Raw genomic sequence first — 14,554 nt, 5'->3', positions numbered from 1 at the left:
GCACAAGGGCTTCGTCATCCCGGGCGACCGCGGGGTGCGGCGCCTGAACTCACGATGATGGAAGAATAGCGTCGGTCTTCCCGCCCTCCAGCGCGCTGCCGCTCTCGTCCTTGAGGTCGACGCCGGTCAGCGAGCGCTTGAAGGCCTGGTCGATCAGCCAGGCGAGCTTGAAGGCGGCAGCGTCGAAATCGAGTCCACCCGGGCGGATATTGGAGATGCAGTTGCGCGCGGCGTCGGTCAGGCCGGGCCGGGGCGCGAAGGTGAGATAGGCGCCAAGCGAATCCGGCGAGGAGAGGCCCGGCCGCTCGCCGATCAGCACCAGCGCCATGCGCGAGCCGAGTGCGTGGGCGGCCTCGTCGCCAAGCGCGACACGGGCCTGCGAGGCGATCACGACCGGCGCGAGCGCGAGCCCCTGCCGCTTCAGATGCGGCAGCAGCGCCGTGACGAAGAGGGCGGCATTCTGATGGATCGCGGTCGAGGACAGGCCGTCGGCGACGATGATGGCGAGATCGCTGGCGCCACGCCGCGCCGCCAGCACGCCGCGGCTCTCCTCCGACAGGCCACGGCCGAGATCGGGCCGGCGCAGATAATCGCCGCGCGAGCGGGCCGCGCTCTCGATCATCACCGTGTCGAGCGACAAGGCTGCAAGGTCCGCGGCCAGCCCCTCCGGACGGAAAGGCTCGTGCACCGCATCGCGCGCCTGCGCATGGGCGAGGCCGAAGCGCAGCACCTCGCGCGTCGGCAGCGAGGCGCCCGAGCGGCCAAGCGCGATACGGGCCGGCGTTAATTGCGCAAGCTCGGCCCAGCGCTGAGCCGTGGAGGCAGGCTTGTCGGGCGATTTCATGCGGCGCGGTCCTGCATGGCGGCGAGCAGGGCCTGCCCGCCCTGCCCCACGCTCAACTTTCCCGAGGGATCGGTGATGTCCATCCGCCTGAGCCAGGCCTCGAATTCCGGCGCGCGCTTCAGGCCGAGCACCTCGCGGATATAGAGCTGGTCGTGGAAGGAGGTCGACTGGTAGTTCAGCATCACGTCGTCGGCGCCGGGGATGCCCATGATGAAATTGACGCCGGCCGCCCCGAGCAGCGTCAGAAGCGTATCCATGTCGTCCTGATCGGCCTCGGCGTGGTTGGTGTAGCAGATGTCGCAGCCCATCGGCACGCCCATCAGCTTGCCGCAGAAATGGTCCTCGAGGCCGGCGCGGATGATCTGCTTGCCGTCATAGAGATATTCCGGGCCGATGAAGCCGACGACCGTGTTGACCAGGAGCGGCTCATAGGCGCGGCAGACGGCATAGGCGCGGGCCTCGACCGTCTGCTGGTCGACGCCGTGATGGGCATTGGCCGAGAGCGCCGCGCCCTGGCCCGTCTCGAAATACATGACATTGTCGCCGACCGTGCCGCGCTTCAGCGAGCGGCCGGCCTCCAGCCCCTCCTGCAGCAAGGCGAGCGTGACGCCGAAGGAGGCATTGGCTGCCTGCGTCCCAGCCACCGACTGGAAGACGAGATCGACCGGCACGCCCTGCTCGATCAGCGCCACCGAGCTCGTGACATGGGTCAGCACGCAGGCCTGCGTCGGAATCTCGAAACGGGCGATCAGCGCGTCGAGCAGGCGCAGCAGGTCGGCGATCGCACTCATGCTGTCCGAGGCCGGGTTGATGCCGATGACGGCATCGCCGCAGCCATAGCTCAGCCCATCCATGGTCGAGGCGAGGATGCCGGCGACATCGTCTGTCGGATGATTGGGCTGGAGCCGGACCGCCATGGCGCCGGGCAGACCCAGCGTGTTGCGGAAGCGTGTGACGACCCGGCACTTCCTGGCGACCAGGATCAGATCCTGGTTGCGCATCAGCTTGGAGACGGCAGCCGCCATCTCCGGCGTGATGCCGGGCGCAAGCCGGGCCAGCACCGGCGTCGTCGCCGCATCCGAGCAGAGCCAGTCGCGGAAGCCGCCGACCGTCAGCGAGGCGATCAGCTTGAACGCCGCCGCATCATGGCTGTCGACGATCAGGCGCGTGACCTCGTCCTCCTCATAGGGAACCAGCGCCTCATTGAGGAAGGTCCGCAGCGGCAGATCGGCCAGCGCCATGCGCGCCGCCATCATCTCTTCCATGCTGCCTGCGGCGAGGCCTGCGAGCTGGTCACCCGAGCGCAGGGGCGTCGCCTTCGCCAGCAACGTCTTCAAATCGGCGAAAACGTAACTCTGCCGCCCGACTGCCGCGCGATACGCCATGAAATCAGCCCTCATCCCTTGCAACATGCTAGAGCCGGATGATTTCAGATGGAATCACAGAGTGATCCCATCTGAAATCTGAATCCGTCTCTCACCAAAGAGCGAGAGCAGGATCAATGCGAAAAAGCCGGTTCCCACTTTTTCGCATCCTGCTCTTGCGGATATTGGCATGAGCAAACGCAGATGCAGCATTGCTGCCATCCATCGCCGCGATTAACGCTCCTTGTCCGGAGAGCGGGACGTTACCCGCCGCAGGATTTGGGAAACGTCATGTCGGCTCGCAGGACCATCGGCACCTTCGACTATGTCGTGATCGGGGCGGGCTCGGCCGGCTGCGTCGTTGCCAACCGGCTCTCGGCCGATCCGAGCAAGAAGGTCCTGGTGCTGGAGGCCGGCGGCAAGGACGACTGGATCTGGTTCCACATCCCGGTCGGCTATCTCTACGCCATCGGCAATCCGCGCGCCGACTGGCTGTTCAAGACCGAGCCTCAGGCGGGCCTGGGCGGACGCGCCTTGCCCTTCCCGCGCGGCAAGGTCGTCGGCGGCTGCTCGGCGATCAATGCGATGATCTATATGCGCGGCCAGGCGGCCGATTATGACGGCTGGCGCCAGCGCGGGCTCGCCGGCTGGGGCTGGGACGACGTCCTGCCCTATTTCCTGAAACATGAAGACCATGTCGCGCCGGGGACGGGCGAGCACCACAAGGCCGGTGGCGAATGGCGGGTCGAGAATCCGCGCGTGCGCTGGGACATCCTCGATGCCGTGCGCGATGCGGCCGAGGCGGCAGGCATCGCCAAGATCGCCGATTTCAACACCGGCGACAATGAAGGCTCCGCCTATTTCCAGGTCAACCAGCGGCGCGGCCGGCGCTGGAGCGCCTTTACCGCTTTCCTCAAGCCGGTGCTCGATGTCCGAGACAATCTCCGCATGGAGACGCGCGTCCTGGTCGAGCGCATCGTCATCGAGGATGGCCGGGCGAGCGCAGTCGAGTTCAGCCATGGCGAGGAGAAGCTCAGGGTCGAGGTGCGCGGCGAAGTCGTGATCAGCGCCGGCTCGTTCGGCTCGCCGGCGCTGCTGGAGCGCTCCGGCATCGGCGACGGCGCGCGCCTGCAGGCACTCGGCATCGACACGGCCGCGAACCTGCCGGGCGTCGGCGAGAATCTGCAGGACCACCTCCAGATCCGCCCGGTCTACAAGGTCGAGGGCGTGCGCACGCTCAACACCGACTATGCCAAGCTCTGGCGCCGGCCGCTGATGGCGCTGGAATATGCGGCCTTGCGCACCGGCCCCTTGACCATGGCGCCTTCGCAGGTCGGCGCCTTCGCCAAATCCTCGCCCGACTACGCCACCGCCAATCTCGAATTCCATTTCCAGCCGCTCTCGCTCGACAAATGGGGCGATGGCTTGCACCCGTTCGGGGCCTTCACCGCCAGCGTCTGCAACTTGCGCCCGTCGAGCCGCGGCAGCGTCCATCTCAAGAGCCCGACGCCTGAGGAGGCCCCGGCGATCTCGCCCAATTATCTCGACACCGATGAGGACAAGCGCGTCGCCGTCGATGCGCTGAAGCTCGCGCGCAAGATCGTGGCGCAAGCGCCGCTGGCGCGCTTCCAGCCGCAGGAGCACAGCCCCGGCGCAGCCGCGACCTCGGACGATGCGCTGCTGGAAGCGGCGAAAGGGCTCAGCACCACGATCTTCCACCCAGTCGGGACGGCGAAGATGGGTCGCGACGAGGATCCGATGGCCGTGCTCGACGAGCGCCTGCGGGTGCGGGGCGTGCGCGGCCTGCGCGTGATCGACGCCTCGGTGATGCCCGCGATCACCTCGGGCAATACGGCGGCGCCGACGATGATGATCGCCGAGAAAGGCTCACAGATGCTGCTGGAGGATGCAAAAGCAGCCTGACGCCATGATATGAAGGCTCATGCCTGATATGAAGGCTGCTGCCGGCTTGGTCCGGCATTCTGGAGCCGTCATGTCATCGCCGCCCGAACGCAGCCTGCCCGCCAAAATCCTGCTCGCCATCGCTCGAGGCGTGCTGACGATCCTCGTGCTGCTCGACGAGATCGCGCGACCGCTCTACCGGCCGCTGGCGGACTGGCTCGCCTCGCTGCGAATCGTCGCGCGGGCGGAAGCTGCGATCGCCCGGTTGCCGCGATTGGCCATTCTCGCCCTGCTCGCAATCCCCTTCGCGGTCGCCGAACCCTTGAAGATCGTCGGCCTGATCATGATCGGGCGCGGGCAGGTCGTGGCCGGCATCGTCATCCTCGCCGTGGCCTATCTCGCCAGCTTCCTGATCGTCGAGCGCATCTACCAGGCCGGGCGGGACAAGCTTCTGAGCTATCGCTGGCTGGCCTGGCTGATGGCGGCGATCGAGACCGTCCGCGTCAAGGCGCTCAGCTGGGTCAAGGCGAGCACGGCCTACCAATCCGCCATCCGGATCCGCGACGAGGCCAGGCGCTGGTTGCGGGGCTTGCGTGCCTGAGGGGCTGTTTGGAAACTCCGCGAGCCCACATCCTGAGGAGCCATTCCGCGAGGAATGGCGTCTCGAAGGATGCTCCAGGAGGCTCCCATGCAAGCTGGAGCATCCTTCGAGACGCCGCTGCGCGGCTCCTCAGGATGAGGGCTGGGGCCAGACGGGCTCGAAGCCATTCCGGCTCAGAACGTCACGTCGATCCGGCCCCGCAGCGCATGGTCGCCCGCGCCATTGCCCAAGGCGGCATTGTAGCCGAGACCCAGCGCGACATTGCCGGCAACACGCCAGGACAATCCGACCTCCGCAACCATCGCGTCGCGGGCCACCGGCGCGGCGTAGACCCGGAAGGGGCTAGCAGTTCCAGCGAAGGCCAGCATGGCGGTGGGCGTCGTCTCCCCGAAGGCGTGACGCCAGCCCAGCATAGCGCGGGCGAAGAGCGGCGTCGCGCCAAGCTGCGTTTCCGCGCGCAGGCCCACTATGGAGAAGCCGAGATTCTGGTCGCGGCCATTCAAGCGTAAGGCGGCCGCCCCGCCCTGCTCCACGCCGGAATCCGAATGCACGCTCACGGCGGCGATCTGGACGAAGGGCTCGAAGGCGACGGAGCCAAGCGGCAAGGCATAGCCGACCTCGACGAAAGCCTGGGCCATTGCCCCCTGGCCGTCGAAATGCAGCACATCGGAAAAGCCGCTCAGCCCGACGAAGCGCGTCAGGTTGGTCTGGTTCCAGGCATAGGCGGCGCCGGCGCGCAGATTGACAGCGCCAAGACGCGCCCCGCCATACAGCGCGGCATGGACGGCGTCCTGCGTGCCGTCCGAACGGCGCTGGTCGATATCGAAACGGGTGCGGGTGAAGCCGCCGGCGACGCCAACGCGCCAGGGCGTCTCGCCGCCGGAATCGAGCTCCGCGCCAAACAGCATGCCGCCGCCGCGCCGGTCGAGCGAGGCCGCATTGCCGTCGCTATTGCTGCGGCCCTGCGCACCGATCGCCTCGCCCCAGAGCTGGAAGCGTCGCGTCTCGAAGCCGGGTGCTGGCAATGCCGCCATGCGCGGCCGGCCCGGCGCATCGGCCGAGAAGGCGCCGGTCACCGTGCCGGACGGAGACGACGAGTACGGCGCGCGCAGGCGGTTCATGATGGCGTCGCGCACGAGATGGCTGGTCTCGATCGCGACCGATACGGCCTGCGCATGCGCCTCGCCCGACAGCGCGTCGAAACCTGCTCGTGCTTCCGCCAGCGTCGATGACACCAACGCGTCATAGACGCGATTGCCCGTCCCCAGCGCTTCGGCAGCGCGGCCGGCGCTCGCCTGGTTGCGCGTCACAGCCGCGTCCGAAAAGGTGACCGCATTGCGCGCCAGCGTCAGCGCCACCTCCCTCGCGTCGTAACTCAGCGTCGGCGTCAGGAAGGCGAAATTCGAGGTCACGCCGGAAAACTGCCCGCTGACACCGCCCTGTGCGGTCAGGATGACATAGCGGGTCGAGAGACCGTAACTACCCGGCGCCGCCAGAAGCTGGACCTGGCCGCCCGACAAGGTCGCGGTTCCCGTCGCCGCGACCAGGTCGGATGCGCCGGCCGCATTGAGCTCGACCTGATAGGTCGAGCCGGCCGCGAAGGCGACATTCCCGGCAACGTTGAGCGTGCCGATGGAATTGCCCGGCGCGACCGTGCCCCCGTTGGCGATGACGACGCTGCCGACCGTGCCGGAGCCGCCAAGCGCGCCGCCCGACACGGTGATGGCGGAGCCAGTCAGCGAGCCATTGACGACAAGGAGCCCGCCGAGCACCGAGGTCGGGCCGGTATAGCTGTTGGTCCCGGTCAGGATCAGCTTGCCGGAGCCCTGCTTGGTCAGCGTCCCCACCCCGGAGATGTTGGCGGCGAAGGTGGCGCTGTCGGTGAAATTCGCGACGATGGCGCCGTCATTCTGGATGAAAGGCGTGTCGATGGCGCCCGCCAGGCCGCCATTGCCGAGATTGAGCACGCCCAAGGCGCTGATCTCAATGCCGGCCGCGGCCTTAACCAACCCGCCATCCGCAACCGTGAGCACGCCGGCATAGTCGCCACCGCAGCCGCAGCCGGGAGAGCCGATGACCAGGCCGTTCGTCGCGTTCAGGACCGAGCCTGCCCCTGTCACCAGGACGCTCGCGGTGGGAAAGCCCAGGCTGGGATCGGGATCCGAACTGATCTGGACGAAGCCAGTCGCGTTCACGACACCGCCCGCGGAAATAACGAGACGACCGGAGCCGCCGAAGCTGAAGTTGCCGACGAACAAGCCGTTATCGACGTTCCAGGTCGACCCAGGACCCGTCACCGTCACGACCGGCGCGATAATGTCTCCCTCGATGCCCGCGCCGCCCTTGCTGTTCATCACCGCGCCGCCGCTGATCGTCAGCGTTGCGGGCGTGAGGCTGGCGACAACCGTGAGGCCTTCGACAGTCACGGTCGAGCCCGCGCCCGAGACCTCCATCGCCGCTTGGACGATCAGGAAGCCGGCCGGATCCACCATGTTCAAGGTGCCGCCATTGCTGACGCGCAACAGCCCGCCCAGCACCACGATGCCGCCGCCTCCGCCGGCCGGATTGCCGACGCTGAGCGAGCCGCCGCTGATGTCGAGCGTCGGGTTCGAGCAGCCGCACAGAAGCAGGAGCCCTTCGATGCTGCTCGTCCCGGTCAGGGTGAGCATTCCCGGCCCGTCCATAGAGAGCGAGCCCTTGCCGGAAATATTGCCGGAGAAGACGGTCGCGACGGCGTTGGAGCCGATCGACAAGGTGGCGCCATCGCCGATGACGACCTTGCCCGCCCCCGACAGCGAGCCGATCGTGGCCGTGAGCCCGGGCACATCCGTGACCTCGATCGTCGCGCCGGCAGCCGCGCTGTAATCGGAGCTCGCCGAGAACGCCGTGCCGGAATTGGCGATGAGCCGACCCTGCATGACGCTGGTCGCACCGGAATAGGTGTTGTTGCCGGAAAGGCTGAGGTCGCCGAGCCCCGTCTTGGTCAAGCCACCGCTGCCGACAAGGTCGCCGGTCAGCGTGAGACCATTGCCGTTGGTGTCGATTGTACCGCCGCCGGCATTGAATGTAACGGTGCGCGCCGAGTTCATAGTGACGGTGATGACGAGGCCACCGCCATTAAAGGTCAGCCCGCCGGCGACATCGCCGAGTTGGGCGTTATGACTGATCGAGATCCAGCCCTGATTGATCGTCGTGCCGCCATCATATGAGTTGTCGAGACTGGTCAGCATCAGCGTGCCCGCACCGGTCTTGACCAGCGAGCCGCCGACGCCGCTGATGGTGCCGCTGACAGTGGTCGAGGTGCCGTCGCCGCCGACCGTGAGCTCGTTGGCGCCGAGATTATAGGAGCCCGTTCCGGCGATCGAGCCGGCACTCAGGCGATTATCGCCGAGCGGGCCGGTGCTACCCGAGAAATCGGTCATCGCGCCGATATTCGTCACGATGGCGGCGGTGCCGGCCGTGCTACTGTTGAAGAACTGAAGGCTGTTGTTGTTGGTGATCCTGGCGCTGCCGGCCGTACTACTGTCGGAGAACTGAAGGTTGCTGTTATTGGTGATCGTGGCGTTGTCGGCCGTGCTACTGCCTAAGACTTGAACGGTGCCGTTGTTGATGATCGTTGCGTTACCGGCCGCGCTGTTGTTGGTGAAAGTCAGGAAACTCCGATTGACCAGGGTCTGCGCCTGGCCGGAATTGTTGACGATGCCCGCTCCGGTGAAGGTGACGCTGGCGGCAGGGTCGATCGTGATCGTGTAGGCCGGCGCGCTAGCGTTGAAGGTAAAGCCCCCGAGCGTCGCATCCGCACCGATTGTGATCGCGGACTGGCTCGTGGCATCGAAGAACGCCGTGCCGATCGGAACCGTCGCCGGCGTCCAGTTCGCGCCGGCGTTGAAATTGCCTGAGCCGGGATTGAGCTGCCAGGTCGCGTCCTGCGCGTGGGCCGAGCCCGCACAAAGCAACGCCGAGCCCAGCGACGTGCCCGCCAGCAAAGCCAGCATGACGAAGCGGCGGCGATACGCGCCGCGCCCTTGGCCTATCGAACCCACGAAAGCGTCGCCCCCAAATCCCCGGGCGGCAACCTAAGGCAATCTTACTCTACGGCAATGGACAGCCATTCACAGGCTGGGGATCGACATTCGTCGCCGTGCCGCGCGACGGCCCTGGAATCGAACGCCCGGCATGCCGTCGCTTCGACATGCCGGAGCGAGCCAGCAGCGGCGGCGCGTTCAGACGATCTGGTTGCGCAGCGTCGTCTCGCCGCGCGCCAGCCGGCCGAGATTGTCGAGCAGGGTATCGACGACATTGCCCTCATAGGCCCGCGTCTCGCCGGCGCTATGGGGCGTGATGACGACCTGCGGCAGGCCCCAGAAAGGCGAGGATGGCGGCAGCGGCTCGTCATGGAAGCAGTCGAGCCCGGCGCCGGCCAGGCGGCCCTCGGTCAGGGCGGCAAGCAGCGCGACCTCGTCGACGACCTTCCCGCGTGCGACATTGATGAGGACGGCCGAGGGCTTCATCACGGCGAGCGCCTGGACGCCGATCAGCCCTTCCGTCTCGGGCGTCAGCGGGCAGGTCAGCGCGACGATGTCGGCCTGCGCCATGACCTCGTGCAACTGGTCGGGCCGGACGATCGCCTCGATATGCGGCTGCGGCTCCGGCTGGCGGCGCACGCCGATGACGCGGATGCCGAAAGCCGAGGCGAGCGCGGCCAGGCGCAGGCCGATGCGGCCGAGCCCGACGATGACCATGGTCTTGCCGCCGAGCTCGTCTTCGCGCCTGGCGCGGTCGCCGATCATCGGGCGCCAATGCTTGGCCGTCTGATTGTCGCGGGCGAGATGGATCTGGCGGGTCAGGGCCAGGACCAGCGCCATGGCGTGCTCGGCGACGGCCCGCTCATTCACGCCTTGCGCGCTGGCAAGCCTAATGCCGGCGGCGGCCAGGGCCGGCTTGTCGAACTGGTCGGTGCCGGCGCTGACCGACTGGATGAAGCGCAGCTTGGGCGAGGTGGCGATCAGTTCGTTGCGCCAGAGGCCGGAGACGACGAGGATATCGGCCTCGGCAGAGCGCGCCTTGAGCTCGTCGAGCGAGTTGGCCGAAAAGCTCCGGGCGGCGTGGCCACGCGTCGCGAACTCGGCCTGCAATTGATAGGCGGCATGGGAAAAGCCGATCGTCAGCTCATTGTCAGGCGGCAGCAAAGGCATGCGTCTCGTTCCTCGACAGTCATAAGGCATGGTCAGGTTATTGGGCATGGTCAGGTTATCGGGAGAGCGGCGCGCTGTCCCGGCGGTCAGCGCATGCAAGCTTCACGCTGGACCGGGGCCGGAGCTCGCAAAGTCCGTCAGTGCCGCCTCGAGCCTGGCCCATTCCGAAGCCTGCCCCGGCAGGCCGAAGCGCAGCCAGCGCGCATCGTTCCGGAAGCGGCGCAGATAGAGGCCATGTCGGCCAAGATGAACAAAGAGCGCCGGAGCATTGCCGGTTTCGAGCAGCCTGAACAGCGCCGTGCCGCCGACGATCCTGCCATGAGGCGCGAGCAGCGCATCGAGCCGGGCGGCATCGGCTGCGCGAGCGGCTCCCGCTTGCGCGAGCCAGGGGGAATCGGCCAGCGCCGTCGCCCCGACATGCAGCGCCGGCCCGGCCACCGCCCAAGGCCCCATCGCCGTGCGCAGGGCCCGGATCAAGGGCGGCTCGCCAATGGCGAAGCCGAGCCGCAAGCCGGCAAGGCCATAGCTCTTGCCAAAGGAGCGCAGCACCAATGTCGCGGGCGGCAGCTCGGGCAGGATGCTGACCTCCGGCGTGAAATCGGCGAAAGCCTCGTCGACGACGAGCAGGCCGCCGCGCGCGGCGCGTTGCGCCGCGACAATCATGAGCCGTTGCCGCGATACGACCCGACCATCGGGATTATTCGGATTGACCAGAACGATCGTCCGCGCCTCGCTCGCCTGGTCCAGATCCGCGACGGGACGCACATCCGCTCCGGCCTTGGCCCAGGCCTGGGCATGCTCGGCATAGGTCGGCCCCAGCACCGCGACCGGACCGGCGCCGGCGCCGGCGAGCCGCGGCAGCAGATCGATCAGGATCTGCGTACCGGGTGCCGCGACGATATCCGCGCTTTCGGGCACGCGATAGGCCGCGCGCGCCGCAGCCAGCAGCGCCGCCTCGTCATCGGCGCCCGGCAAGCGCTGCCACAGGCTTTGCGGCAGCGGCGGTAGCGGATACGAGATGGGATTGATCCCGGTGGAGAGATCGATCCAGGGCTCGGGCGCATCCGTAAACAGCGCCCGCGCCTGGGCGAGATCGCCGCCATGCCAGATGTCTCGCTCAATCACGATCGTTCCCGTCCCGCATGAGCCCACCCGACTCCTTGCTTCTGCTGCTGGCCGCACTCGTGAGCGAGGCTGCGCTCGGCTATCCCAAGGGCTTGTATGCGCGGATCGGCCATCCCGTCACCTGGCTTGGCGCGCTGATCGCGGCGCTCGACGACAGCCTGAACCGCGAGACCGCGTCTTATGCGGCACGCAAGGCCGCCGGGCTCGCCGCACTCGTCATCCTGCTCTGCGCCACCATCGCCTTCGCCTCGACCGCGGCCCGGCTTTGCCTCGCGCTCGGGCCGCTTGGCCTGCTGCCGCTCGCGCTTCTGGCCTCGACCCTGCTGGCGCAGCGCAGCCTCTACGAACATGTCGCTGCGGTCGCCGAGGGGCTGGAGCAGGGCGGGCTCTCCGCGGGACGCAAGGCGGTTGCGATGATCGTCGGGCGCAATCCCGAAAGCCTGGATGAGGCCGGCGTCTCGCGTGCCGCGATCGAGAGCCTCGCCGAGAATTTCTCCGACGGCGTCGTCGCCCCCGCCTTCTGGCTCGGCCTCGCCGGCCTGCCGGGCTGCGCACTCTACAAGGCGATCAACACCGCCGATTCGATGATCGGCCACAAGACCCCGCGCCATCTCGCCTTCGGCTGGGCAGCGGCCAGGCTCGACGACCTCGTCAACCTCCCGGCCTCACGGCTCACTGCGCTGCTGCTGGTCGCAGCCGCAGCCCTCGACCGGGGGGCCGACGCGGCCGGGGCCTGGAAGGCCGTGCGGCGCGACGCCCGTCGCCACCGCTCGCCCAATGCCGGCTGGCCGGAAGCGGCGATGGCCGGAGCGCTCGGCCTGCGCCTCGCCGGACCGCGCATCTATGGCGAAACCCGCGTCGAGGATGGCTGGATGGGGGACGGCCGCGCGAAGGCGACAGCCGCCGATATCAGGCGGGCGCTCAGGCTCTATCGCGGGGCCTGCCTGATGCTATGGGCCATGGCGGCGGTGGGCGTGGTGATCGCGATAGCCGCCTGAAAGCACTCAGAACTCGATCCCAGCCTGCGCCTTCACGCCGGCCGCGAAATGGTGCTTCACCAGCGTCATTTCCGTCACCAGATCGGCAGCCGCGATCAGCTCCGGCTTGGCGTTGCGGCCGGTGACGACGATGTGCAGGTCCGGGCGGCGCGCGGCGAGCGTCGCGACCACCTCGTCCAGGGGCAGATAGTCGTAGCGCAGCGCGATGTTGAGCTCGTCCAGCACGATCAGGCGGATGGTCTCGTCGGCCATCAATTCCTTCGCCTTCTCGAAGGCGCGCCGGGCCGCAGCGATGTCGCGGGCCTTGTCCTGCGTCTCCCAGGTGAAACCTTCGCCCATGCTGTGCCAGGCAATCTGGTTGCCGAAGGCATCGAGCGCCTTGCGCTCGCCCGTCGCCCAGGCACCCTTGATGAACTGGACCACGCCGACGCGCCAGCCATGGCCGAGCGCACGCAGGATCAGCCCGAAAGCGGCCGTCGATTTGCCTTTGCCCGGCCCGGTGTTGACGATCAGAAGGCCCTTCTCGATCGTCTTGCCCGCGACCTCGGCGTCCTGCACCGCCTTGCGCCTCTCCATCTTGGCCTTGTGGCGGGCGGCCTCTTCAGCATCGATCGTCATGTCACGTCACCTGCATCTCACTTTACCTGCATCGCAAGTCCAGCGACCATGAAGACCACGTGCCCGGCCTCAGCCGCAAGGCTCTGGTGCAGGCGGCCGGCCTCGTCGCGGAAGCGCCGTGCCAGGGCATTGTCGGGCACGATGCCGAGCCCGACCTCGTTCGAAACCAGCACGACGCGGCCGGAGGCTTCAGCACATGCGGCGATGAGCTCGGCGCCCGCGGACGCCGTATCCCGCTCCGCCAGAATCAGATTGGTCAGCCACAAGGTCAGGCAATCGACCAGGATCGGGCGCCCTGCCGGTACGGCCCGGAGCGCCTCGGGCAAAGCGAGCGGCGCATCGACCGTGAGCCAGTTGCCGGAGCGCCGCGCCCGATGCTCGGCGATGCGCGCGCGCATCTCGTCGTCATAAGCCTGGGCGGTCGCGATATAGATCCAGGGCGCGGGCAGCGCCTCGATCAGCGCCTCGGCATGACGGCTCTTGCCCGAGCGCGCGCCGCCGAGAACGAGGGTGAGATGGGGAGTTTCCAAGAGCCCTTTCCTCCGGCGTCATGGTCGGCCCCGAGCCGACCATCTCCCGCAAGAGATTCTCGGGTCTGCGCGGAGTTTATCCTTGGGCCGATCGAAGATCGGACCCGAGGGCTTCGCCCGAGAATGACGGCGCAGTGCATTGCACAGCACCGCTCATATGGCTAATGATCATCCGCGACGGTGCCCCGACAACGGGGTGAAAAGGGAACGCGGTGCGATACCGCGGCTGCCCCCGCAACTGTAAGCGGTGAGTTCTGCGCCATCGGCCACTGGGAGCGATCCCGGGAAGGCGGCTCAGGACGTCGAGATCCGCGAGCCAGGAGACCTGCCGTCGTCGTTCCGCAATCCAACAGGCCGCCGGCGGGGCGGCCAGGAGAAACACGATGAACAGCTCCGCTTCGCTTTCGACTTCCGCCGGCGTTTCCGAACGCGCCAAGGCCGCACTCGTCGCCCTGCTGCTCGGCAGCGTGCTGATCTTCACGGTCGGCTTCGCGCATTCGAGCAGCGTCCACAACGCCGCCCACGACACGCGCCACACGCTCGCCTTCCCCTGCCACTGAGGGGATCGAACATGGTCAATCGCGTTCTCACGGTCAGTCTCCTGGCCGGGCTTCTGGCTGGGCTCGTCATCGCCGCGCTCCAGCACGTTACCACCACGCCGCTGATCCTCAAGGCGGAAACGTATGAGGCGGCGATGCGCGCCGCCGCGCCGTCTTTCGCGTCCTTCGACGGGCAGGCCCGCGTCATCCTCGCCCATGGTCCCGCCGGCGACGCCGCCGGCCATGACCATGCCGAATGGAAGCCGCAGGACGGCTTGCAGCGCACCGCCTTCACCACGCTGGTCACGGTCGCGACCGCGATCGGCTTCGCCGCGCTGCTGCTCGGCGCCATGATCGCGGCGAATGAGACGATCGACGACAGGCGCGCGCTCGCCTGGGCGGTCTGCGGCTTCCTCGCCTTCGGCCTCGTCCCAGCGGCGGGGCTCGCGCCGGAATTGCCCGGCAGTGCTGCGGCCGAACTCTTGCCTCGTCAGATCTGGTGGGTCGCGACGGCGCTGGTCACGGCGGGAGGGCTCTTCGTCTTCCTGCGCATGGAAGCCGGCTGGCTTAGGGCCCTGGCAGTGCTCGCCATGCTCGTGCCGCATCTGATCGGCGCGCCGCATCCGGCCGCGCCGGAGAGCAAGGTTCCAGCCGAGATCGCGGCGCATTTCACCGCGCTGTCGCTCTCGGTCCAGGCCGCGCTCTGGCTCGCCACCGGCCTGGCTGTCGGCGTGATCTGGCCAAGGATGACACGCAAGGATTTGGCGACGCGACGCGCGGCCAAGGCCTGACGCCTCGCGCGCTTCTTCCTGAGAAGAGCGCGCATCTCGAACACGGA

At 67.8% G+C, this 14,554-nt stretch carries 12 protein-coding genes and 1 riboswitch; of the genes, 5 read left to right on the top strand and 7 right to left on the bottom strand.

The features are described from left to right. Positions 1-49: 49 nt before the first annotated feature. Positions 50-844: an ethanolamine ammonia-lyase subunit EutC gene (gene eutC / locus CYD53_RS08915; protein WP_103717714.1), complete on the bottom strand. Its 795-nt coding sequence runs from the start codon at positions 842-844 to the stop codon at positions 50-52. Continuing rightward, positions 841-2,229, bottom strand: a complete 1,389-nt coding sequence (locus CYD53_RS08910; protein WP_103717713.1) for an ethanolamine ammonia-lyase subunit EutB — start codon at positions 2,227-2,229, stop codon at positions 841-843. The genes eutC and CYD53_RS08910 overlap by 4 nt, the downstream gene beginning before the upstream one ends. 270 nt (positions 2,230-2,499) lie before the next feature. On the opposite strand from CYD53_RS08910, the gene CYD53_RS08905 reads away from it, so the two are divergent. Both CYD53_RS08905 and CYD53_RS08900 read left to right on the top strand, forming a co-directional pair. Continuing rightward, positions 2,500-4,131, top strand: coding sequence for a GMC family oxidoreductase (locus CYD53_RS08905; protein WP_103717712.1), 1,632 nt, complete (start codon positions 2,500-2,502; stop codon positions 4,129-4,131). A 70-nt stretch (positions 4,132-4,201) separates the two neighbouring features. Continuing rightward, positions 4,202-4,711 carry a hypothetical protein gene (locus tag CYD53_RS08900; RefSeq protein ID WP_103717949.1) on the top strand — a complete coding sequence of 170 codons (510 nt, stop codon included), beginning with the start codon at positions 4,202-4,204 and terminating at the stop codon, positions 4,709-4,711. A gap of 173 nt (positions 4,712-4,884) precedes the next feature. On the opposite strand, the gene CYD53_RS08895 is transcribed toward CYD53_RS08900, so the two are convergent. The 3 genes from CYD53_RS08895 to cobD form a co-directional block, all read right to left on the bottom strand. Further along, entirely contained in the window at positions 4,885-8,754 is a 3,870-nt protein-coding gene (locus tag CYD53_RS08895; RefSeq protein ID WP_146055860.1) for an autotransporter domain-containing protein, read from the bottom strand. Between the two features lie 180 nt (positions 8,755-8,934). Next, the gene (locus CYD53_RS08890; RefSeq protein ID WP_103717710.1) at positions 8,935-9,906 is read right to left on the bottom strand and encodes a D-2-hydroxyacid dehydrogenase; all 972 of its coding nucleotides are present in this window, start codon (positions 9,904-9,906) and stop codon (positions 8,935-8,937) included. A 102-nt stretch (positions 9,907-10,008) separates the two neighbouring features. Next, the gene (gene cobD / locus CYD53_RS08885; protein ID WP_103717709.1) at positions 10,009-11,031 is read right to left on the bottom strand and encodes a threonine-phosphate decarboxylase CobD; all 1,023 of its coding nucleotides are present in this window, start codon (positions 11,029-11,031) and stop codon (positions 10,009-10,011) included. A 17-nt stretch (positions 11,032-11,048) separates the two neighbouring features. Between cobD and cbiB the strand changes: the two genes are divergently transcribed. After that, positions 11,049-12,029: an adenosylcobinamide-phosphate synthase CbiB gene (gene cbiB / locus CYD53_RS08880; protein WP_103717708.1), complete on the top strand. Its 981-nt coding sequence runs from the start codon at positions 11,049-11,051 to the stop codon at positions 12,027-12,029. 6 nt (positions 12,030-12,035) lie between these two features. Here cbiB and cobO read toward each other — a convergent pair whose 3' ends face one another. Then, a complete protein-coding gene (gene cobO, locus CYD53_RS08875; RefSeq protein WP_103717707.1) occupies positions 12,036-12,647 on the bottom strand; it encodes a cob(I)yrinic acid a,c-diamide adenosyltransferase in 612 nt (203 codons plus the stop codon). A 17-nt stretch (positions 12,648-12,664) separates the two neighbouring features. Then, on the bottom strand, positions 12,665-13,177 hold the full coding sequence (gene cobU / locus CYD53_RS08870; RefSeq protein ID WP_103717706.1) for a bifunctional adenosylcobinamide kinase/adenosylcobinamide-phosphate guanylyltransferase: 513 nt from the start codon (positions 13,175-13,177) through the stop codon (positions 12,665-12,667). 161 nt (positions 13,178-13,338) lie between these two features. Beyond that, a riboswitch (cobalamin riboswitch) is annotated at positions 13,339-13,524 on the top strand. Between the two features lie 36 nt (positions 13,525-13,560). Between cobU and CYD53_RS08865 the strand changes: the two genes are divergently transcribed. Together CYD53_RS08865 and CYD53_RS08860 are read left to right on the top strand one after the other, a co-directional pair. Beyond that, positions 13,561-13,737, top strand: coding sequence for a CbtB domain-containing protein (locus CYD53_RS08865; protein ID WP_103717705.1), 177 nt, complete (start codon positions 13,561-13,563; stop codon positions 13,735-13,737). 11 nt (positions 13,738-13,748) lie between these two features. Next, entirely contained in the window at positions 13,749-14,507 is a 759-nt protein-coding gene (locus tag CYD53_RS08860; RefSeq protein WP_103717704.1) for a CbtA family protein, read from the top strand. Positions 14,508-14,554: the final 47 nt, after the last annotated feature.

The organism is Allobosea psychrotolerans, from assembly GCF_002917105.1.
GTDB classification, from domain to species: domain Bacteria; phylum Pseudomonadota; class Alphaproteobacteria; order Rhizobiales; family Beijerinckiaceae; genus Allobosea; species Allobosea psychrotolerans.
The sequence above is the reverse complement of the archived record's forward strand: the minus strand, read 5'-3'. Positions and strand labels throughout refer to the sequence as shown.